12 protein-coding genes and 1 pseudogene are annotated in these 22441 nt (G+C 50.9%); 5 read left to right on the top strand and 8 right to left on the bottom strand.

The window, feature by feature from the left end; translation table 11 throughout:
- The first annotated feature begins 262 nt into the window (after nt 1–262).
- Nucleotides 263–829 carry an alkyl hydroperoxide reductase subunit C gene (ahpC, locus tag QZ311_RS07355; protein ID WP_297066100.1) on the top strand — a complete coding sequence of 189 codons (567 nt, stop codon included), beginning with the start codon at nt 263–265 and terminating at the stop codon, nt 827–829.
- 141 nt (nt 830–970) lie between these two features.
- Here the strand turns inward: ahpC and QZ311_RS07350 are convergent, their stop codons facing one another.
- On the bottom strand, nt 971–2869 hold the full coding sequence (locus tag QZ311_RS07350; RefSeq protein WP_297066096.1) for a YgiQ family radical SAM protein: 1899 nt from the start codon (nt 2867–2869) through the stop codon (nt 971–973).
- Between the two features lie 64 nt (nt 2870–2933).
- The gene (uvrB, locus tag QZ311_RS07345) at nt 2934–5033 is read right to left on the bottom strand and encodes an excinuclease ABC subunit UvrB (RefSeq protein ID WP_297066094.1); all 2100 of its coding nucleotides are present in this window, start codon (nt 5031–5033) and stop codon (nt 2934–2936) included.
- A 261-nt stretch (nt 5034–5294) separates the two neighbouring features.
- Here uvrB and QZ311_RS07340 point away from each other — a divergent pair, with 261 nt between their 5' ends.
- A complete protein-coding gene (locus QZ311_RS07340; protein ID WP_297066090.1) occupies nt 5295–7259 on the top strand; it encodes a KUP/HAK/KT family potassium transporter in 1965 nt (654 codons plus the stop codon).
- 93 nt (nt 7260–7352) lie between these two features.
- On the opposite strand, the gene QZ311_RS07335 is transcribed toward QZ311_RS07340, so the two are convergent.
- The 6 genes from QZ311_RS07335 to thrA all read right to left on the bottom strand — a co-directional run bounded on the left by QZ311_RS07335 (nt 7353) and on the right by thrA (nt 17969).
- Entirely contained in the window at nt 7353–8522 is a 1170-nt protein-coding gene (locus QZ311_RS07335; RefSeq protein WP_297066087.1) for an iron-containing alcohol dehydrogenase, read from the bottom strand.
- Nucleotides 8523–8632: 110 nt separating this feature from the next.
- Nucleotides 8633–10768 carry a methylmalonyl-CoA mutase gene (scpA, locus tag QZ311_RS07330; RefSeq protein WP_297066084.1) on the bottom strand — a complete coding sequence of 712 codons (2136 nt, stop codon included), beginning with the start codon at nt 10766–10768 and terminating at the stop codon, nt 8633–8635.
- 33 nt (nt 10769–10801) lie between these two features.
- Complete coding sequence (gene mutA, locus QZ311_RS07325; protein WP_297066081.1) at nt 10802–12664, bottom strand: methylmalonyl-CoA mutase small subunit; 1863 nt, start codon at nt 12662–12664, stop codon at nt 10802–10804.
- 290 nt (nt 12665–12954) lie between these two features.
- Complete coding sequence (gene thrC / locus QZ311_RS07320) at nt 12955–14259, bottom strand: threonine synthase (RefSeq protein ID WP_297066079.1); 1305 nt, start codon at nt 14257–14259, stop codon at nt 12955–12957.
- A gap of 31 nt (nt 14260–14290) precedes the next feature.
- Nucleotides 14291–15529, bottom strand: a complete 1239-nt coding sequence (locus QZ311_RS07315; RefSeq protein ID WP_297066076.1) for a cofactor-independent phosphoglycerate mutase — start codon at nt 15527–15529, stop codon at nt 14291–14293.
- 7 nt (nt 15530–15536) lie between these two features.
- Nucleotides 15537–17969, bottom strand: a complete 2433-nt coding sequence (thrA, locus tag QZ311_RS07310) for a bifunctional aspartate kinase/homoserine dehydrogenase I (RefSeq protein WP_297066074.1) — start codon at nt 17967–17969, stop codon at nt 15537–15539.
- A 256-nt stretch (nt 17970–18225) separates the two neighbouring features.
- On the opposite strand from thrA, the gene prfA reads away from it, so the two are divergent.
- From prfA to QZ311_RS07295, 3 genes and pseudogenes are all read left to right on the top strand, one after another.
- Entirely contained in the window at nt 18226–19335 is a 1110-nt protein-coding gene (prfA, locus tag QZ311_RS07305) for a peptide chain release factor 1 (RefSeq protein WP_297066072.1), read from the top strand.
- Nucleotides 19336–19389: 54 nt separating this feature from the next.
- Nucleotides 19390–20220: an orotidine-5'-phosphate decarboxylase gene (gene pyrF / locus QZ311_RS07300; protein ID WP_297066069.1), complete on the top strand. Its 831-nt coding sequence runs from the start codon at nt 19390–19392 to the stop codon at nt 20218–20220.
- Between the two features lie 308 nt (nt 20221–20528).
- Nucleotides 20529–21407 (top strand): annotated as a pseudogene (locus tag QZ311_RS07295) (hypothetical protein); the annotation flags it as partial.
- Nucleotides 21408–22441: the final 1034 nt, after the last annotated feature.

Here is a 22441-nt window from a genome sequence, read left to right as displayed (position 1 = left end):
TTAACATAAAAATGTGAATAAAACAATGAAGTTTTCTATAATCTATACATTATTATAGCTAAATGATAGCTTTTAACTATTTATAATACTTTAAGTTGCGATAAAATTAAGTGAAAAGGTAAATCCGGTGAAAATCGAACCATTTTTGTGAGGCTTTTGTTTCTTCATACGATGATTCAACGGCTGTCACAAGGTTGCGTGGTTGCCGTTGGGTAGGGCTTTTGAAGCCTTCGTTTATTCTACTAAAAAACAAATACCGATTATGCAGACAATCATTAATCAAGAACTCCCTCAATTTTCCGTCGAAGCTTTTGTCGACGGAAATTTTAAGAAAGTGACCGATGCTGACCTCAAGGGCAAATGGTCAATCCTGTTTTTCTATCCGGCAGATTTCACGTTTGTTTGTCCGACCGAGTTGGTTGATATGGCCGATAACTATGAAAAATTCAAGGAACTCGGAGCGGAGGTCTATAGCGTCAGCACCGACAGCCAGTTTACACATAAGGCATGGCACGATGCGAGTGATTCAATCAAGAAAGTGAAATTCCCGATGCTCGCCGACAAGACGGGCGTGCTTTCCGAATATTTCGGTGTGCTCAACTCGGATGACTTTATGTCTTACCGAGGCACATTTGTCATCAATCCTGAAGGTAAAATCAAGATTGCCGAAATTCAGGACAACGGCATCGGACGTAATGCCGAGGAGCTTCTCCGTAAGCTCGAAGCCGCGCAGTTTGTAGCCGAACACGGCGATCAAGTCTGTCCCGCTCGCTGGAAACCCGGCAAAGAAACCCTCAAACCCGGCATTGATCTTGTCGGTAAGATTTAGATTGATGACCGTTAAGCGCTAAAGAAGAGAGGCTGTTTCCCGGATGATGAAGTGGGATGCAGCCTCGTCTTTGTTGCGGTATATTTCAATGCTGACAATACACCAACATACAGAGCTGTTGGATATTGTCTGGCTCTACTGTCATCTCTTTGCGTTTTTCCTGTAAGGATGCGAGGCCTGCTGAGGGAAGAGGCGTTTGAGCAGGTCGGGACGGTGGAGGCGCTGGAGCGAACGCATTATGTCGGGGCGGTAGGCACGGTCATACCAGAAGAAATATTTTCGCTGGGCGAGTTTTTCATCCGGAGTGATGGCCGTGAAGACTTTCTCTCCTGTGTAGGGGTGATAGCCGGTGTAATATATCTCCGTCGAGAGGGTCATGGGGGTAGGAGTGAAGTCCTGCACCTGCTCAAGATGCAGATTGAGCTCCTTGGTCTCGGCTGCAAGCTCGGCCATGTCAACTTCGCGACATGCCGGATGCGACGAAATGAAGTAGGGGATTAGTTGCTGTTTTAGTCCGTGGCGCGAGTTGACACGCTCAAAGAAGCGGCTGAACTCGTGATAGAGCTGGAACGAGGGCTTGCGCATCATGTTGAGCACCGTGTCTGAGGTGTGTTCAGGGGCCACTTTGAGTCGGCCGGAGACATGTGATGTGATAAGTTCTTCGTTATATTGTCGGTTGGCGGCATCAATCACCGGGTCTCCTGTATGGTGCATGGACAGGTCATAGCGGACACCGCTGCCGATAAACGATTTCTTTATCCCGGGAATTGCATCCACGGCATGGTAGAGGTCGAGCAGCGGACGGTGGTCGGTGTTGAGGTTCGGACATACTTTCGGGTGGAGGCACGACGGTTTGAGGCATTTTTCGCATATAGCGAGATTCTTGCCTCCCATGCGGTACATGTTTGCGCTCGGTGCACCGACATCGCTGATATAGCCTTTGAAATCGGGCATCTGTGTGACCTTTCTGACTTCACGCAACACCGACTCCTTGCTCCTCGATGCGATGAACTTACCCTGATGTGCCGAGATGGTGCAGAATGAGCAGCCTCCGAAACAGCCTCGGTGGATGTTGACCGAATGGCGTATCATCTCGTAGGCCGGAATGCGTTTGTCCTTGTAGCGCGGGTGTGGCAGACGTGTATATGGAAGGTCGAACGAGGCATCGATTTCTTCGGTGGTCATTGGTGGATACATCGGGTTGACTTTCACCCAAAAGCCGTTGTGGAGCTGCCATAGAGTCCGGCCGTGCATTGCGTTGCTCTGCTGTTCGATGTGTTTGAAGTTCTCCGCCTGAAGTCGCTTGTCGCGTAGGCAGTCGGCGAAAGAGTGGAGAATTATATCGTCTTTACCGGCTGAAAAATCGGCCTCCGATATGCGGATGACAGTTTGCGGCAGGTCTGTCATTGATGACAGGGGTGTGCCTTCGTCGAGCATCCGGGCTATCTCGACTATTATTTTCTCGCCCATGCCATAGCTGATAATGTCGGCTTCGCAGTCGGCGAGGAGCGAGGGGCGCAGACGGTCCTCCCAGTAATCATAGTGGCTCAGTCGGCGCATGGAGGCTTCGATTCCTCCGGCTATGATAGGAGTGTCGGGATAGAGTTCACGGAGTATTTTTGAATAGACTATCGTCGGATAGTCAGGGCGCGCTCCGTGGCGTCCGCCGGGTGTATATGCGTCATCACTGCGGCGGCGGCGTGCGGCAGTGTAGTGGTTGACCATCGAGTCCATAGCTCCTGCCGATACCCCGAAAAAGAGTCTCGGAGCTCCGAACTTTTTGAAATCACGGAGGTCATCCTGCCAGTTGGGCTGTGGCACTATGGCCACATTGTAGCCTGCGTCCTGAAGCACACGTCCGAGCACGGCAGCACCGAATGACGGATGGTCGACATAGGCATCTCCTGAAAAAAGGACAATATCTACGTGGTCCCAGCCCAGAGCTTTCATTTCCTTGACGCTGGTTGGCAGAAACCTGTCGGCGGAAGGATATGGAGCGCGGTTGGCAGCCGGTCTGTTAGTCTTGGATGTGTTATACATATTTATATAATTTGTTTAGATTTTGTGGGTGGTTATCTGGATTGGATTTCATGTTGTCTGGTTGTCATTCCTCGGCCGGCATTTTTGAAAGCTGGTCCTCCATCGCGAGAACTTCGTCGCGCAGACGGGCGGCTTCGATGAAATCCATGCGTTTGGCGGCTTCGACCATATCCAGACGGCGTTTGGTGATGAGCTTCTGGAGTGCATCGGCCGACAGGTATGGCATGACAGGGTCGGCGGCAAGGTTGACTTTCGTGCCATATTCCTCGGCATAGGGGACAGGGGCTTTCGAGCGCCCGGTCTTTTGCTCCTTGCCGGAGGCCGTGCGCTGGCGGTTTGGCTTGAGTTTATCTGTAGTCTCGTCGTCGGTTTCAAGTCCGATGATTGAATTGCGTGCCTTTATGATGGCTTGAGGTGTGATGCCGTGTTCTTCATTGTAGGCGAGCTGGACAGCGCGTCGGCGAGCAGTCTCGTCGATGGTCTGTTGCATTGAATCTGTAATCTTGTCGGCATACATTATGACAGTGCCGTTGAGGTTACGTGCGGCGCGGCCGACAGTCTGCGTGAGCGATCGGTGGCTTCGCAGGAATCCCTCCTTGTCGGCATCGAGGATGGCTACGAGAGAAACTTCCGGAAGGTCGAGGCCTTCACGCAACAGATTGACACCGACAAGCACGTCGAATTCTCCGGCTCTCAGGCCGTCGAGAATCTTGATGCGGTCAAGGGTGTCGACATCGCTGTGGATGTAGGCTGTCTTTATGCGCAGTCTCGTGAGGTAGTCGTTAAGCTCTTCGGCCATTCTTTTGGTAAGGGTGGTGACAAGCACACGTTCGTCGCGTTCGATGCGCTCGTTGATTTCATGGAGCAGGTCGTCAATCTGGTTGAGCGACGGGCGCACTTCTATAATAGGATCAAGCAGACCTGTGGGACGGATAATCTGTTCGACCACCACACCCTCGCATTTTTCAAGTTCATAGTCGGCGGGGGTAGCGCTGACATACAGCACCTGTGGTGTCAGTTTTTCGAACTCATCGAATTTCAGCGGACGGTTGTCAAGGGCCGCCGGCAGCCGGAATCCATATTCTACGAGATTCATCTTTCTCGACAGGTCGCCTCCATACATCGCACGGCACTGCGGGAGGGTCACATGGCTCTCGTCGATGATGGTCAGGAAGTCTTTCGGGAAGTAGTCGAGGAGACAGAACGGGCGCATGCCGGGCTGCCGTCCGTCGAAATAGCGGCTGTAATTTTCTATCCCTGAACAATGGCCGACCTCACGGAGCATCTCGACATCGTAGGTCACTCGTTCGAGGAGTCGTTTGGCCTCCATTTCCTTAGCCTCGCGCATGAAATAGTTATATTGCTCGCCGAGGTCGAGTTCAATCTGGCCTATTGCCGAACCCATGCGTTCGGGTGAGGTGACAAATAGGTTGGCCGGATATATCTGGAATATGTCGTGAGAGCCGAGCGATGTGTTGTCGTCGGGGTGGAGGGTCTTGATGGATTCTATTTCATCGCCCCAGAAGGTGACGCGCACAATGATTTCTTCATACGCGAGGCGGATGTCGACGGTGTCGCCTTTGACGCGGAATGTTCCGCGCGATAGTTCGACCTCATTGCGTGAGTACAACGACCCGACAAGGGAGCGGAGGAATTTGTTGCGTGTTATCTTCTGGCCGACTTTTACAGTCACGACATTACTGTCGAAGTCTTCTGGATTGCCCATGCCGTAGAGACACGAGACGGACGAGACGACGATGACATCTTTTCGGCCTGAAAGTAGAGCCGACACTGTCGACAGACGCAGTTTCTCAATCTCATCATTTATCATGAGGTCTTTTTCGATATATTTGTCGACTGTCGGTATATAGGCTTCCGGCTGGTAATAGTCGTAGTACGACACGAAATACTGCACCGAGTTGTTGGGGAAAAATCCCTTGAACTCGCTGTAGAGCTGTGCCGCAAGTGTCTTGTTGTGGCTGAGGATGAGGGTGGGTTTTTCAATCCGGGCAATGACGTTGGCCATTGTGAAAGTCTTGCCGGAACCGGTCACACCGAGGAGTGTCTGTGCCTTCTCCCCGGCTTCGATTCCTGCCACAAGCTGCTCGATGGCCTGAGGCTGGTCGCCTGTCGGCTGATATTGTGAAGATAACTCGAATTTCATAACCTACAAAATTACGGAAATTACTCATAATATCCTATAGGTAAATTCCATCTGCTAAGAATTTTTATGGACTATTTGCAAATGTATTCTCCTGACGGGGTCAGTTTGCTGACAATGGCATTGATCGACGGTTGGGAAAAGATAGATTGTCCGTAACAGCGTATCGTTTAAGTTGTTCATTCATAACAAAGTGATGTTGTCGCCGGAACAATTTTTGCGATATGATGGTTTATAATGTTGATATAACACGTTTGACACATTATGCAGACAGAAACAACAACCACACGTCAGAATCAACATATTCATCGTGTCACCATTGCGGCGCTATTGGTGGCGATAGGTATTGTTTTCGGTGATATAGGGACTTCGCCTCTCTATGTAATGAAGGCCATCATGGGTGTTGACCACGGCTATGGGCCTGACTACGTGATAGGTGCTGTGTCGTGTGTTATATGGACACTGACATTGCAGACGACGCTGAAATATGTTGTCATCGCTCTGCGCGCCGACAATAAGGGGGAGGGCGGCATCCTTGCGCTCTATTCGCTTATAAAGGGCTTGAAGCGGAAATGGATTTACATTCTCGCAGCCGTCGGGGCAAGCGCATTGATTGCCGACGGAGTCATCACGCCTGCCATGACGGTCACTTCGGCCATAGAAGGGCTGAGGGATCTCAATCCCGACGCGCCTGTCATGCCGATTGTGATAGTGATTATTTCAGGCATATTCCTTGTGCAGCGTCTCGGGACTAAGGCTATCGGAAAGTTTTTCGGCCCGTTTATGCTTGCTTGGTTTCTCATGCTCGGAATCCTCGGTGTGGTACATCTCTCTGATCATTGGGCAATCATGAAGGCTTTCAATCCTTGGTATGCCGTAAGGCTTCTGGTGGATTATCCGGGTTGGTTTATGATTCTTGGAGCTGTGTTCTTGTGTACGACAGGTGCTGAGGCCCTATATTCGGATCTTGGTCACTGCGGCAGAATGAACATCACATACAGCTGGCTGTTCGTGAAACTCATGCTGATACTTAATTATCTCGGTCAGGGGGCATGGATAATATCTCAAGCCTCAGGCTATCCCGAAGGAGTCAATCCGTTCTACGGGGTCATGCCTCGGTGGTTTCTGCCTGCCGGAATCATTATCAGCACCGGAGCTGCCATCATTGCGAGTCAGGCATTGCTGAGCGGGTCGTTCACTATATTCAGCGAGGCCATGAGTCTCGATTTCTGGCCTCGTCTGCGCATTAAATACCCGTCTACGGTAAAGGGGCAGTTATACATTCCACTTGTAAACGGCTTTTTGTATATAGGATGTATCCTGACGGTTGTCATCTTCCGGACTTCCGGCCATATGGAAGCGGCCTATGGCCTTGCAATCACTGTCACCATGCTTATGACAACGATACTTCTCGCCTTGTATCTCAGGCATAAGGGTGTGAAGCTATGGATGGTCGGAGTCTTTACGGTCGTTTTCACCTTGATAGAGGGCGCGTTTTTCGTGGCCAATATGTTTAAATTCACACACGGAGGCTGGTTTACCCTGTTGATAGCCGGACTGGTGTGTGGTGTGATGCTTGTGTGGCGCAAGGCAACAAGAATCAGACGTAAATACATAGAATACAGGTCGTTCGACGATTATACCGATATTATCAAGGATATAAAATCAGATAAGGAAATACCAAAGTATGCTTCTAACCTTGTGTATATGAGCCGTTCGGACAATGCCTGTGAAGTTGAAAGCAAGCTGATTTATTCAATTGTCAACAAGCAGCCCAAACGGGCCGACCATTACTGGATACTGCGTGTCGAGTTTACCGACAATCCTGATACATTGGAATATGAGCGGACTGTTATAGTGCCGGATACTATTACAAGTTTCAAATTCCGTATCGGATTCAGGATTCAACCACAGTTAAGCGTTTATCTTCGTCAGGCTATCGAGGATATGGTTGAAGACGGGCTGATTGACCTGACAAGTAATTATCCGTCGCTACGCAGTCATGGCATATCAGGCGATTTCAGGTTTATTATCATTCATCGCGTGTTCTCACCATCAAGCCAGTGTAACAGTCGCGACAGATTCCTGATGAACTTTCATGCCTTGTTGCACAGGATGGAGCTTGATGCCGGAAATGCTTTCGGATTCGACACAAGTAATTTGAAAATAGAGACAGTCCCGCTGATTATCAACACTCATATCCCACGCCGTATCATGCGCGTACAATAGACGCGGATATTGGCTATGGAAAAATGCGAACGGCCCATGCAAAATCAACTTGCATAGGCCGTTTAGTCTATAGTGTTATAATCATGAGTGGGATTACTGTGCGAGAATGAATATTGCCTTTGAGTCTTCGGCTTCAAGCGTCAGGTAGCCACCGATTTTCGGTCCTTTGTTCTCGTGAAGTTTTCTGACGAGCAGTTCGATATCCGGATTCTCTATGCCGAGTTCTTTCATTGAAACCGGAAGCCCGATGGAATGGAAAAATTCGCGCAGCTGTCTGATTCCTTCCATCGCAGCCTTGAGGTCGTCGCTTTCTGTCACGTCGAATACCCGTCGGGCGAACTGGGCTACTTTAGCCGGACGGCGTTCTCCGACATAGCTCATCCAAGCGGGGGTGATTACGGCAAGTCCTGCACCGTGAGTGACGTTATAAAGCGCGCTCAGTTCATGTTCGATGAAGTGTGAGGCCCAGTCCTCGCGACGTCCGCATCCGCAGATTCCATTGTGGGCAAGAGTTCCGCTCCACATTATGTTTGCACGTGCGTCGTAGTTCTCCGGTTCGGCCATTACTCTAGGGGCTTCTGCGATTATTGCTTTTAGCAGTCCTTCACACAGACGGTCGGTTACTTCCACTCCTTCCGTCGGGGTGAAGTAACGCTCCATTATGTGGACCATCATGTCGGCGATGCCGCTTGCTGTCTGATAGGGTGGGAGTGTATAGGTGAGTTCCGGGTTAAGGCATGCGAATTTCGGGCGCAGTGCGGTGTCGGTGCGCAATGAAAGTTTTCGCAGTCCGTCGATGCGTGTGATGACCGAGTTGCCGCTACCTTCGCTTCCTGCTGCCGGTATAGTAAGGATAACTCCTAACGGAAGAGCCTTGGTGACGGTTGACTTGCCGCAATAGAAGTCCCAGAAATCACCTTCATACGGTATGCCGCCGGCAATGGCTTTTGCAGTGTCGATTACAGAGCCTCCGCCAACGGCAAGAAGCGCGTCAACTCCCGTTTCACGTCCGAGGGCGATACCTTCGTATACTTTGTCATCCGTAGGATTCGGCTGGACGCCGCCAAGCTCTGTGACTTTGATGCCTGTGTCGGAAAGTGACTTTCTGACGCGTTCAAGCAGTCCGCTTCGTATCGCCGACTGTCCGCCGTAGACAATCATGACGCTTTTCCATCCGGCCTCATGGCAGAGGTCTGCGGCCTTACATTCAGCTTCACGTCCGAATACGTATCTCGTTGGAGTGCATAGTGAGAAATTATCCATTGAATGCAACTGTTTTAGAGTGATTATTGATATGATATTAGAAATAGCAGGGGCGCCCGAATCGAGCGTCCCTGCTGAAATGATTTATCTGAAAAAAGTCTCAGTCGGGTTTATTCCTCGCCTTCGAGAAGTTCGAGCATCTTGATTGCAGAGACGGGGATGCGTGTGCCGGGACCGAAGATGGCTGCTACACCAGCCTTGTAGAGGAAGTCGTAGTCCTGAGCGGGGATAACACCGCCGGCGGTAACGAGAATGTCCTCACGGCCGAGCTTCTTGAGCTCTTCGATAACTTGCGGGATGAGTGTCTTGTGGCCTGCTGCGAGCGACGACACACCGAGGATGTGAACGTCGTTTTCAACTGCCTGACGAGCGGCCTCGGCCGGAGTCTGGAAGAGCGGGCCCATGTCGACGTCGAAACCGCAGTCGGCATAACCTGTAGCGACAACTTTTGCTCCGCGGTCATGACCGTCCTGACCCATCTTGGCAATCATGATACGGGGTTGACGACCTTCGCGCTTAGCGAATTCTTCACACATCTGCTGAGCCTTCACGAAGTCGGGGTCAGCCTTGGTTTCTGATGAGTACACGCCTGAAATTGTTCTGATTACAGCTTTATAACGGCCTACGACATCTTCGCAGGCATCCGAAATTTCGCCGAGTGTAGCGCGAAGACCTGCAGCCTTGACAGCGAGGTCAAGGAGGTTGCCTTCCTTGGTGCGGACACATTCGGTGATTGCTTCAAGAGCTTTCTTGACAGCCTCTTCGTCGCGGTTAGCCTTGAGGTCGACGAGACGGGCCACCTGATCCTTGCGGACTTCAGTGTTGTCGATTTCGAGGATATCAATCGGGTCTTCGTGGTCAAGACGATACTTGTTGATACCGACGATTGTCTGACGGCCTGAGTCGATGCGGGCCTGAGTGCGTGCGGAAGCTTCTTCGATACGCATTTTGGGGAGACCTGACTCGATAGCCTTGGCCATACCGCCGAGCTTCTCGATTTCCTGAATGTGCTCCCATGCGCGGTGTGCGATTTCGTTGGTGAGCGCTTCCACGTAGTATGAACCGCCCCACGGGTCTACCTGCTTGGTGACCATGGTCTCTTCCTGAATGTAGATCTGGGTGTTACGTGCGATACGAGCCGAGAAGTCGGTCGGAAGGGCGATTGCTTCGTCGAGAGCGTTTGTGTGGAGCGACTGTGTGTGGCCGAGAGCTGCGCCCATAGCCTCGATACATGTACGGCCCACGTTGTTGAAGGGATCCTGTTCGGTGAGCGACCAGCCTGAAGTCTGAGAGTGTGTGCGGAGTGCGAGCGACTTGGGGTTCTTCGGGTTGAACTGCTTGACAATCTTGGCCCAGAGAAGACGAGCGGCACGCATCTTTGCAACTTCCATGAAGTAGTTCATGCCGATAGCCCAGAAGAATGACAGACGGGGAGCGAAAGCGTCGATGTCGATGCCTGCGTTGATACCTGCACGGAGATATTCGAGACCGTCGGCAAGAGTGTAGGCAAGCTCGATGTCGCATGTCGCGCCGGCTTCCTGCATGTGGTAGCCTGAAATCGAAATCGAGTTGAACTTAGGCATGTTCTGTGAGGTGTACTCGAAGATGTCGGCGATGATTCGCATCGAGAATTCCGGCGGGTAGATATAGGTGTTGCGCACCATGAATTCCTTGAGGATGTCGTTCTGGATAGTACCTGCCATCTCTTCAAGTTTCGCGCCCTGTTCGAGACCGGCGTTGATGTAGAAGGCGAGCACTGGAAGCACCGCACCGTTCATGGTCATCGACACTGACATCTTGTTCAAGGGGATACCTTCGAAGAGCACTTTCATGTCTTCGAGAGAGCAGATTGACACACCGGCCTTACCTACGTCGCCGACTACGCGCTCGTGGTCAGCGTCATATCCGCGGTGTGTTGCGAGGTCAAACGCAACTGACAGACCTTTCTGTCCCGACGCAAGGTTGCGGCGGTAGAAGGCGTTTGATTCTGCTGCTGTGGAGAATCCGGCATACTGACGGATAGTCCAAGGACGGAGGGGATACATGGCGCTGTACGGGCCACGGAGGAAAGGAGGAATACCTGAAACATAGTTGAGGTGTTCGAGACCCTCAAGGTCGTTTTTGGTATAGATAGGCTTTACCGGAATGAGTTCGGGGGTAAGCCAGTCTTCCCCCTGAGTTTCGGGAACTTGCTGCTCGCCGAAAGCATCCTTTACTATATCGATTTCTTTGAAATTGGGTTTCATATCTAAATAAATATGTATGATGGGGGTGACTTTTTACTTCTTAAGCAGTTTTGCGTTGAATGCACGGAGTGTTTCGAGCACATTGCAGCGTACATGAACGAAATCGTTGATGCCGATAGCCTTGAGGTCGTCGGTGCATGCGGGAGCGCCTGCGACTACAAACTCTGCGCGGCCGTCGAGATACTTGAATGCTGCCGGAGCGAGTTCTGCATATTCGTCGTCGCTTGAACAGAGCACAACGATGTCAGCACCCTTTTCGAGAGCTGCGTCAACGCCCTGCTCAACGGTGTCGAAGCCGAGGTTGTCGATGATTTCGTAACCGGCGCAACCGAAGAAGTTTGATGAGAACTGGGCGCGAGCGAGACGCATGGCTAGGTTACCGATGGTGAGCATGAATACCTTCGGACGGTTTGAAGCTGCTTCTGTTTCGAGGCGGAGTGCTTCGAAATCGCTTGCCGCACGCTTGGTGGGAAGACCGGCCGGAGTCTCGCAGGCATCGCTGTGACCGCCGCAAGAACATGAAAGCGAACCCTTGAGGTCGACAATCTTGTCGGCTGCCATTTCGTTGATGTTGGGATATTGGTTTGTTCCGAGAAGGATTTCCTTGCGGCGTGCCACGTCGGTGTGACGCTTTTCAGCGCTTTCGCGGATAGCCTTCTGGATGGTGTCGTCGTTGCAGCATGCGAGGAAGCCTCCGTTTTCCTCTACTTCGAGGAAGAGTTTCCATGCTTCCTTGGAAATGGCTACAGTGAGAGTCTCGACATAGTAGCTACCGCCTGCAGGGTCGATCACCTTGTCAAGATGGCTTTCTTCCTTAAGGAGGAACTGCTGGTTGCGGGCAATGCGCTCTGAGAATTCATCGGGTGTCTTGTAGGGGACATCAAACGGAGTGACTGTGATTGAGTCGACACCTGCAAGAGCGGCTGACATTGCTTCTGTCTGGCTGCGGAGCAGATTGACGTGTGCGTCGTAGAGGGTCTGGTTGAAGCGCGATGTGATTGCGTGTGCCACCATCTTGGCTGCTTCCTCAGATGCTCCATACTGCTTCACGATCTGAGCCCAGAGCATGCGGGCTGCGCGGAACTTTGAAAGCTCCATGAAGAAGTTTGACGAAACGCCCATGTTGAACTTGATGCGTCCGGCAACTTCATCGGCGCTGCGTCCGGCATCGGTAAGAAGTGTCATCCACTGTGCGCCCCATGCAAGAGCGTAGCCGAGTTCCTGATAGATATATGCACCGGCGTTGCTGAGCATGTCGCTGTTGACAGAGAGAACGCGGAGACCTTTGACACCCTTGACGGCATCGAGGAGCTCGCATGCCATTTCTGTGAGGGTGGCGGCGTCAAACGCTACACCTTTGCGCAGAGGCTTGCGGAATGGATTGAAGTCGATAGAACCCTTGAATGTGTCGGCACATCCCTTTGATTCGATATATTCTACGAGAGCTTTTGCAAGAGGAAGTGCTTTCTTGATGCAGCAGGTAAAGTTGATTTCCACCTTTGCGAGGTCAATGCCGTTGAGAGTGGCCTCGATGGTTTCGGCTGTAGGCTCGTCAATATGGAAACCGAGTGAAGTGACACCTTTTGTGAGCACGTCGAGAGCCTTTTCGTTGGCTTCGGCCGGGGTTTCGGCGATGATTTCCTGACGGGTAAGCCAGTCGTTGTCGGTACGTGTACCGCGAACGTAGGGATATTCTCCCGGAAGAGAGTTTGTGGTTTTGAAGTCTTCGATGTCTTCAAGCCTGTACATGGGTTGAACATTGAAACCTTCGTTTGTGCGCCACACTAATTTCTTGTCAAATGGAGCGCCTTTAAGGTCAGCTTCCACCTTGGCTTTCCACTCTGCGGTGGATATAGGAGGAAACTGGTCAAACAATTTTTCTTTTTTTTCTGCCATAATTTATGGTATTAAATATTCTGTATCGGGGTTTAGGTTAACCAAGATTTCAGTAAATTCGATATGCAAAGTTAATTGGAAACTTCCTAAAAGCAAAGAAAATAAAAAGAAAAAGTTGGGAGAATTGGCGAAATTGAATGAATCAGAGCTGTCAGAGAACTTTCCCGCTCGTTGAGATTAGGGGTTCTTTGACAGCTCCGGATTATACTATGATTGTCTTCCGATATGATGCGTAGTGATTGCTGCTGACGTTTATCGGTAGCACGACACACATTATTATATATGTATGTCTATTGTTTCATCAGATATGCCTTGAAGTCTTTGAAGTCGGAAGTCATGGCTACAGATTGTTTTTGCCCTTTCATGAAATCGGCGAGACGTTCCGGGATACGGATTTCTGTGTTTATGGCATGTTCGACAGTCTCTTTGAATTTGGCCGGGTGGGCGGTTTCAAGGAATACTCCTGTTTCGTTTTCGCGCAGGTCGGATTTTAATGCGCGGTAGCCGCATGCGCCGTGAGGGTCAAGGACGTAGCCGATGCGGTTGTAGCATTCGTCCATTGTCTCCCGTATTTGGGAGTCGGTGAATGTGTAACCGCTGATAAGTGATGATATGCGTTCATGAGAACCTCCATAGAGGTCGAAAATACGTGCGAAATTGCTCGGATCGCCGACGTCCATAGCGTTTGCGATAGTCTGGACACTCGCTTTGGGCGAATAGACTCCCGAAAGAAGATAGTTGTAAAATATGTCGTTGGCGTTGTTGGCTGCAATGAAACGTTTGACGGGAAGTCCCATGCGGTGGGCGAAAAGTCCGGCGGTGATATTGCCGAAATTTCCGCTGGGGACACTTATTACAAGATTGTCGCCCTTGCCGATGGCCTTCATGCGGGCGTAGGCATTGAAATAGTAGAATGCTTGCGGAAGGAAGCGGGCGACGTTGATTGAGTTGGCTGAGGTGAGTGTCAGATGCTGACACAGGTCCTGATCCATGAAGGCGCTCTTTACCAGACGCTGGCAGTCATCGAACACGCCGTCTACTTCAACTGCGGTGATATTACGTCCGAGAGTGGTGAACTGACACTCCTGAATCGGGCTGACTTTCCCCTTGGGGTAAAGCACGTAGACATGTATGCCGTCAACGCCGAGAAAGCCGTTGGCCACAGCCGAGCCTGTGTCACCGCTGGTGGCGACGAGGACGTTGACATTGCGTGTGTGGGAACGTTTCTTGATGAAATATTGGAGCAATCTGGCCATGAAGCGTGCCCCGACATCCTTGAACGCAAGAGTCGGCCCGTGGAACAGTTCGAGGCTATAGATGTCAGAATCGACTTCGGCTACAGGACAGTCAAACGAAAGGGTATCGCAGACGATTCGGTGGAGTTCGTCGGCTGGAATGTCTTCTCCAAAAAATGCGTCGGCAACCCGGCATGCGATTTCGTGAAATGACATTTTGTCGATGTCATTGAAGAATTCTTTAGGAAGAGCCTTGATGTGTTCAGGCATATATAGTCCCCTGTCAGATGCGAGTCCTTTGACTACGGCTTCTTCAAGAGTTGCTTCAGGGGATGAGTGGTTGGTGCTGTAATAAAGCATTTTGCTGATGTTTAAAAGTGTGTGTTAAGTGTCAGAGTCTCATGAATTCCTGCATGAACTCTTGAAGATGGAGAGTCCCGTAAGCTCCTTCGCGACAGCTTTTTTCATCGTAGGCTGTGACGCTGTCGGGGATTCCGCCGGGTGTATAGATGGTGAACGGTACTGGGTCGCCGATGTGTATGCGGCGTTCGGCAGGGGTTGCATGGTCCGGCAGAAGGGCTATGCGGACCGGTTCGTCCCATCCGGCGAGTTCCTGCATTATCGGGCCTATGATGCGTTTGTCGAGATATTCGATTGCGCGGATTTTGAGGTCAATGTTTCCATCGTGACCGGCTTCGTCGGTTGCCTCCACATGGAGAAATACAAAATCATCGGTGCGCAGAGCTTCGATTGCAGCCTTGGCTTTGCCCTCGTAGTTCGTGTCGGCGAGGCCTGTCATGCCGGGGACGATTATGGTTCGCAGTCCTGCATAGTGGCCTATTCCTCTGATGAGGTCGACCGCCGAGATTACAGCTCCGCTTTTGATTGATGGATACATCTGCTGCAGGGTCTGCATTCGCGGGCGGTAGCCGGGACTCCAAGGCCAGATTGAATTTGCTGTCGGGCGGCCTTCGGCTTTCCGTCGAAGATTTATCGGATGTTCGGCAAGCAGTTGCTGAGATCGGAGTATGAGGTCGTTGAGCAGTCGGGCGGTTTCCTGCGATGACATGCGCGATGCTTCGGGGGCTGTTTCTGTCTCAGGTTTGACAAGCAGGTCGCGCCATTGTTCTCCGGGATGGTCGTGAGGAGGGGCGCACTCGATGTGCTTGTTGCCACCCTTGATGACGAGCAAGTGTCTGTATTGTATGCCCGGGATGAATTTCACGCCCTCACTGCCAAGACGGCTGTTCAGGTAGTTGATGAGTTCAGTCCCTTCTTCGGTGGACAGATGGCCTCCGTGATGGTTGGCGATTTCACCTTGCTGGCCGAGGGTGATGATGTTGCATCGCATTGCCATGTCGCCGGCTTCCATTTCGTAGCCTATACTTGCGGCTTCGAGAGGTCCGCGTCCTTCATAGACTTCATTCAGGTCATAGCCCAGAATGGAGGTGTTGGCGACTTCGCTGCCGGGGGCGAATCCGTCGGGTATGGTGACAAGTGTTCCGCAGCGTCCGGAAGAGGCAAGACGGTCAAACGAGGGTGTTGAGGCATACTGGAGAGGTGTTTTTCCTCCCAGAGAGGCGATGGGATGGTCCGACATCCCGTCGCCAAGTATTATGAGATGCTTCATAGGCGCATCAGTTGTTGACGGTCGACATGATGTTGGCGAATACTCCGGCGGCGGTGACTTCAGCCCCTGCGCCATAGCCTTGGATAAGCATGGGATATTCGCGGTAGCGTTCGGTTGTCAGAAGGACTATGTTGTTTGAGCCTTCCAGTCCGTAGAAAGGATGACGGCTGTCGACGGCTTCCAGCCCGACACTCATCTTGCCCATTTCCATTCTGGCCACGAAGCGCCAACGTTTCCCTTCCGATTCAAGCACCTTGCGACGGGCTTCGAAATCTTCGTCAAGTTCTGGAAGCCTGTGCCAGAAGTCGTCGAGCGAGCCTTCGAAAAGCTCGGTCGGGATGAAAAGGTGTTTTTCGACTTCGCTTTGTTCGGCCTTGTAGCCTCCTTCGCGGGTGAGGATTACAAGTTTTCTGATAACGTCCTGACCGCTGAGGTCGATGCGCGGGTCAGGTTCGCTGTAGCCGAGCTCCTTTGCCAGCCGGACTGTTTCGGAGAATGGAACGGTGGAAGAAAGTGCGTTGAAAATGAAGTTGAGAGTTCCGCTGAGGACTGCTTCAATCTTCAGGATTCTGTCACCCGATGAAATTAGGTCGTTTATAGTGCCGATTATTGGCAGTCCCGCTCCGACATTGGTCTCAAACAGATATTTGACGCCACGGCTGAGGGCTGTGTCCTTGAGGCGGCGATATATGTCATAGCTGCTTGAGGCCGCTACTTTATTGGCGGCTACGACCGAAATATTGTGGTCAAGGAATGTCTGGTAGAGGGCGGCTACCTCGTGGCTCGCGGTGCAGTCGACAAACACGCTGTTGAATATGTTCATGCCGACGATTTCGTCGCGCAGACGTTCGGGGGTGCTTGCCGGGCTTGCGTCAAGCTCTTTGCGGTAGTTGGCAAGGTCGATGCCTGAACGCGAGAAAATGGCGCGTCGGCTTGAGGCGATTCCGACAACGTTGAGTTTCAGTCGGTGTGTGTTTCTAAGTGTCTCCTGCTGGCTGCGTATCTGCTCGATAAGCATTCCTCCGACAGTTCCCACTCCGCATATGAACAGGTTGAGCTCCTTATATTCGCTCAGGAAGAACGAATCGTGGATGACATTGAGCGATTTTCTCAGTGAATCGCCGTGGACCACAAACGAGATGTTTGTCTCGCTTGCGCCTTGGGCACATGCGATTACGCTGATACCGCTTCGGCCAAGAGTGCCGAAGAGTTTTCCGGCAATGCCGGGGGTATGTTTCATGTTCTCACCGACGATTGCCACTGTGGCGAGTCCGCTTTCGGCGTGCATTGGAAACATCGCTCCCTCTTCGATTTCCTTTGCGAACTCATTGTCGAGCACACGGATGGCTTCGTCCGCATCTTCGTCACGGACACCGATTGAAGTGGAGTTTTCCGACGATGCCTGACTCACCATGAAGACTGAAATGCCATTTTCGGCAAGGGCGGTGAAAATGCGGCGGTTGACACCGATGACACCAACCATCGACAGGCCGGTCACGGTGATGAGCGAAGTCCCGCTTATGCTTGATATGCCTTTGATTGGCTTGCGGTCATCCTCGACATCGTTGAGGATGATTGTGCCCGGGCCGTCGGGATTGAAAGTGTTTTTAACTCGGATTGGTATGTTTTTTACACAAACCGGATATATGGTGGGGGGATAGATGACCTTTGCCCCGAAGTTGCAAAGTTCCATGGCCTCGACATAGCTCAGGGAATTTATGGTGTAGGCTGTCGGAATGACACGTGGGTCGGCGGTCATGAAGCCGTCGACATCGGTCCAGATTTCCAGAGCCTCGGCGTTGAGTGCTGCGGCGATGATTGAAGCCGTGTAGTCGCTACCTCCGCGTCCGAGATTGGTGACCTCGCCCGAATGTTTGTCGGTGCTTATGAAGCCGGGGACTATATGGATGCGTCCGGCGAGAACTTCAGGTTTGAATTCTTCTGCTACGAGGGCTCGAGTCAGCTCGCTGTCGAGGATTGAACGTCCGTGTTTCTGCTCGGTCTTGATGAATTCGCGTGAGTCGTGGAGCATGCTTCCGCTTATAAGCCTGCTCACTATACGGCTGCTGAGGCGCTCGCCATAGCTGACGATTGCGGCCTGTGTTTTGGGGCTGAGGTCACGGATGAGGTAGACTCCCTGATAGATTGACGAAAGCTCGGAGAGGAGTGTGTCGATTTCCTCTGTCAGTTCATCAGGGCGGTCTGTAATCACACTGGCGATAATATCGTGATGACGTTTGACTATGGTCTCAAAAAGTTCCCGATAATACTCATTGCCTTCGGCTGCTGTCCGGGCTGTCTTGATAAGAAGGTCGGTCACTCCGCCAAGGGCGCTTACTACGATTATGGTCGGTAAATTCTGACCTTCGACGATGCTTCTGAGATTTAGAAGGCTGTTTGCGGAACCTACGGATGTCCCGCCAAATTTTAATACTTTCATTGGTTTTGGTGAGAATTGTGTCGGCCGTCGCGACGGTAGACTTAACTTTACAAACAGTTGTTTAATTTGAGGGGCAAAATTACTCAAATTTATTATTGAAGACAATGTTTTTAAGAAAATTATTAAGTAAAAACGGCCTGAAAACTGAAAAATTATTGCTACCGACATCCCGGAGTGAGGTTTTATGGAGTATAAGTCGGTATATGTCGGGAAAATTTCGTAAATTTGCACGTTCAAAACATGCTCTTAAATCTGTATGGCAGAAAACTCCCTATTGTCACGTCTTGATGGAATCGAGGCCCGCTTTGAAGAAGTGGGCACGCTTATCACCGACCCTTCGGTAATTCAGGATATGAAACGCTATGTCCGTCTGACCAAGGAATATAAGGATCTTGAAAAACTTACGGCTGTCACACGTCACTACCGTTCGTTGCTCGGCAATATCGAAGAGGCTCGCGAAGTGCTTGCTTCGGAAAGCGACGCGGAACTCCGCGACATGGCCAAGGAGGAGCTTGACTCAGCTACCGGGGCGCTTCCGGCTATTGAAGAGGAAATCAAGCTGCTTCTGATTCCGGCAGATCCGGAGGATGCTAAAAACGCAATCGTTGAAATCCGTGGCGGAACAGGTGGCGACGAAGCTGCCATATTTGCCGGCGATTTATATAAGATGTATGTGAAATACTGCGAGTCGAAAGGCTGGAGTGTTGCTGTCACAAGTTTCAGCGAAGGTGCGGCCGGCGGTTTCAAGGAAATCGTAATGGCTGTCACCGGCGACAACGTCTATGGGACGATGAAATACGAAAGTGGTGTCCATCGAGTGCAGCGCGTTCCGGCTACTGAGACTCAGGGACGTGTACACACATCGGCCGCCACGGTCGCTGTCCTCCCAGAAGCCGAGGCATTCGATGTGGAAATCAATGAAGGCGAAATCAAATGGGATACCTTCCGTTCGGGCGGAGCAGGCGGTCAGAATGTGAACAAGGTGGAATCCGGTGTGCGTCTGCGCTACATGTGGCGTAATCCGAACACAGGCGAAAGCGAGGAGATTCTCATCGAGTGTACCGAGACCCGCGACCAGCCAAAGAACAAGGAGCGCGCGCTCAGCCGACTCCGCACCTTCATTTACGACAAGGAACATCAGAAATATATCGACGATATAGCTTCGCGCCGAAAAACACTGGTGTCAACTGGAGACCGTTCGGCAAAAATACGCACCTATAATTATCCGCAGGGCCGCATCACCGACCATCGCATCAACTATACCATATATAATCTTCAGGCCTTCATGGACGGGGAGATTCAGGATGTGATCGACCAGCTGACAATTGCTGAAAACGCCGAGAAACTTAAGGCGGCAGAGCTCTGAGACGAGTCTCCGTGCCATATCATCAACAAAGAACAATAATATCAATAAAAATATATGAATCGCGAGCAAATCATTGAACAGATTAAGAAAAAAGGTTCTTTCCTCTGTGTCGGTCTCGATACGGACATAAAGAAAATCCCAGAACATCTTCTGAAAGAGGAAGATCCGATTTTCGCATTCAACAAGGCTATCATTGATGCTACCGCTCCCTACTGCGTAGCCTACAAGCCGAACACCGCTTTTTATGAAAGTCTCGGCGTTGACGGCTGGAAGGCTCTTGACCGTACTGTCAGATACCTCCGTGAAAACTATCCCGACCAGTTTATAATAGCTGATGCGAAGCGAGGCGACATAGGCAATACCTCGTCGCTCTACGCACGGGCGTTTTTTGAAAATATGGGCGTGGACGCCATAACCGTCGCTCCATACATGGGTTTTGACAGTGTGAAGCCTTTTATGGATTATGATGGCAAGTGGGTCATACTTCTTGCGCTCACTTCCAATCCCGGAAGCCATGATTTCCAGTTCCGCACAGACATGACCGGCACACGTCTTTTCGAACATGTGCTTGAGACAGCGCAGAAGTGGGGCACACCTGACAACCTTATGTTTGTCGTAGGTGCTACTCAGGGTGCGATGTTCGCTGAAGTGCGACGTGTCGCTCCGTCAAGTTTCCTGCTTGTTCCCGGCGTTGGCGCTCAGGGTGGCAGCCTTGAAGAAGTGGCAAAGTGGGGCATCACACATGAATGCGGTCTGCTCGTCAACTCTTCGCGAGGAATCATCTATGCCTCCAAAGGCGAGGATTTCGCCGAGGCCGCCGCTGCCGAAGCGCGTAAGCTCCGTGACCACATGACCATACTTCTCTCGACCTACGGTGTGATTTAAGCTCGTAGGCATTACGATTGGGAAATTCATACAGCCCCGTGACCGCCGGCGTTTTTTCACCCGGCGGTCACGGGCTTTTGTGTCGGATTCATATATAGTCATAGTTTTTTTATTTCAAATTTTACGGTTTTGTAGTGAATTACCGTCAATAGCGACATGCACGTTTTGATTATTAGTCAGAAAAACCGTATATTTGCATACTGTTAGTAACTTAATCTATATTTAATCCATACGCTGATACTAATATTTGAAACTTAAAAATTAATACCATATTCAGTTCATTTATGAAACATGTATTACTCAGTTCGATGCTTGCAACGGTGTGTGCTGTAGGCAGCGCATCTCCGGCTACCATCGACAAGCTTGAATCCTTTCCGGGTGCGGAGGGGTATGGCCGTTACACCACCGGCGGACGTGGCGGCAAGGTTTATCATGTAACCACTCTTGAAGACAACAATAAGCCCGGTTCATTCCGCTATGCCTGCAATCAGTCGGGGGCACGCACAATCGTCTTTGATGTGTCGGGTAATATCCATCTGACCTCGGCATTGAATTTAAGAAGCGGCAATGTGACTATCGCCGGACAGACAGCCCCGGGCGATGGTATCTGTATCACCGACTATCCATTCAGCATCAAGGCTGACAACGTTATCATTCGCTTTGTCCGTTTCCGCCTTGGCAACAAGAATGTAACGCTCAACGGCGCTGACGGCTGGGATGCGCTTGGTTCGCTTGACCAGAAAAATATCATGGTTGACCACTGTTCGGTCAGCTGGAGCATTGATGAATGTCTGTCGTTCAGCGGGACGAGCAACACCACAGTCCAGTGGTGTATAGTCTCACAAAGCCTTGTAAACTCAGGCCACAGCAAGGGTGGTCATGGCTATGGAGGCAACTGGGGCGGTGAGTACGGTTCGTATCACCACAATCTTCTTGCACATCACACATCGCGTTCGCCACGCCTCGGCCCGCGCCCGACCACTCAGCTCAATGAGGTGATGGACATGCGCAACAACGTTATGTTCAACTATTCAGGCGAAAGTTGTTATGGCGGTGAAGGCATGAACGTGAATATCGTCAACAATTACTATCAGCCCGGGCCCGGTAACAAATATTCGGGCAAGACAAAGGAATCGCGCATCGCGTCGGTGGGCATCCGTACTGTGGATTATTGTCTTGATAAAGACAAAATCGCAACTGCCTACAACAATGCTATGGGCACAAAGATAACCAAAAGTAATCTGACAGGATCGTTTGTCAACGGTAAACCGCATATTTCCATATCAGGAAAGCGTTACGAAATCTCCGATGACAACAAGATTACGGTAGACGACAAGAGTATTTCAATTTTCTGGAACAGCTACTATCCCGCGCTTCACCTTGTCGGTACTTACTATGTCGATGGAAACAGCAACCGCAATCAGTCGAAGGTCTACGAAGATAACTGGGCCAATGGTATGTATAATCAGATTTCACGCTGGGAAATGTGTAGCGACAATGCTTCATGGGAAAACACCAAGCAGAACATGAAGCGTGACCTCCCGATTGAATATGTCTATACGACTACACATTCGGCTGATGATGCTTATAAAAATGTGTTGGCCTATGCCGGTGCGTCGCTGAGGCGTGACGCGCTTGATGAAATGATTGTCAATGATGCGAAGAACAATGTCGCCGCTTCAGGAACAGGCTCCGGTCTTGACAAGGGCTTCATCAACACACCTAATGATATCACTTATCCTGAAGGTACGGAACTTGACGGTGTGCTCCCGGTGCTTAAATCGGCTGAGGCTCTTGCCGACCGCGATGGCGACGGTATTCCTGACGCGTGGGAAGAAGCCAACGGTCTTAACCCGGATGACGCTGATGATGGTGCTAAGGTCACTTCAAGCGGATATACCAATCTTGAAGTCTATCTCAATTCTCTCGTAGCGCATATCATGGAAGGCGGAAACGCTAACGGTAAGATGCTTAACGGAGAGCTGACGTTTGCGGATGATGCGGTAGAACTTCCCGTCTATAATCCGTCGGTTGATGATCCTACCGTTATTCCCGGCGAAGTGTTTGAATGGGAGATTTCCGATCTTACAGCTCAGGAGTCTGGTATGATACATAAGGAGAGTCCTCTGCCATTCAAGTTTGGACCCGAGATAGAGATTGACTGTAGCAACGGTTCTCGTACCTACAATCATGGTTCAGGCGTAACCGCTGAATATATAAA

Source organism: uncultured Duncaniella sp., from assembly GCF_910578445.1.
Lineage (GTDB): Bacteria > Bacteroidota > Bacteroidia > Bacteroidales > Muribaculaceae > Duncaniella.
This window is presented reverse-complemented; position numbering and strand designations above follow the sequence as displayed.

Coding starts and splice junctions, on each gene's coding strand:
- thrC (WP_297066079.1), bottom strand. CDS start 14,259: ATGCTTTATTACAGCACCAACCACTCATCCCCTGAAGCAACTCTTGAA.
- thrA (WP_297066074.1), bottom strand. CDS start 17,969: ATGAAAGTATTAAAATTTGGCGGGACATCCGTAGGTTCCGCAAACAGC.
- QZ311_RS07315 (WP_297066076.1), bottom strand. CDS start 15,529: ATGAAGCATCTCATAATACTTGGCGACGGGATGTCGGACCATCCCATC.
- QZ311_RS07335 (WP_297066087.1), bottom strand. CDS start 8,522: ATGGATAATTTCTCACTATGCACTCCAACGAGATACGTATTCGGACGT.
- uvrB (WP_297066094.1), bottom strand. CDS start 5,033: ATGAAATTCGAGTTATCTTCACAATATCAGCCGACAGGCGACCAGCCT.
- pyrF (WP_297066069.1), top strand. CDS start 19,390: ATGAATCGCGAGCAAATCATTGAACAGATTAAGAAAAAAGGTTCTTTC.
- QZ311_RS07340 (WP_297066090.1), top strand. CDS start 5,295: ATGCAGACAGAAACAACAACCACACGTCAGAATCAACATATTCATCGT.
- QZ311_RS07350 (WP_297066096.1), bottom strand. CDS start 2,869: ATGTATAACACATCCAAGACTAACAGACCGGCTGCCAACCGCGCTCCA.
- scpA (WP_297066084.1), bottom strand. CDS start 10,768: ATGAAACCCAATTTCAAAGAAATCGATATAGTAAAGGATGCTTTCGGC.
- prfA (WP_297066072.1), top strand. CDS start 18,226: ATGGCAGAAAACTCCCTATTGTCACGTCTTGATGGAATCGAGGCCCGC.
- mutA (WP_297066081.1), bottom strand. CDS start 12,664: ATGGCAGAAAAAAAAGAAAAATTGTTTGACCAGTTTCCTCCTATATCC.
- ahpC (WP_297066100.1), top strand. CDS start 263: ATGCAGACAATCATTAATCAAGAACTCCCTCAATTTTCCGTCGAAGCT.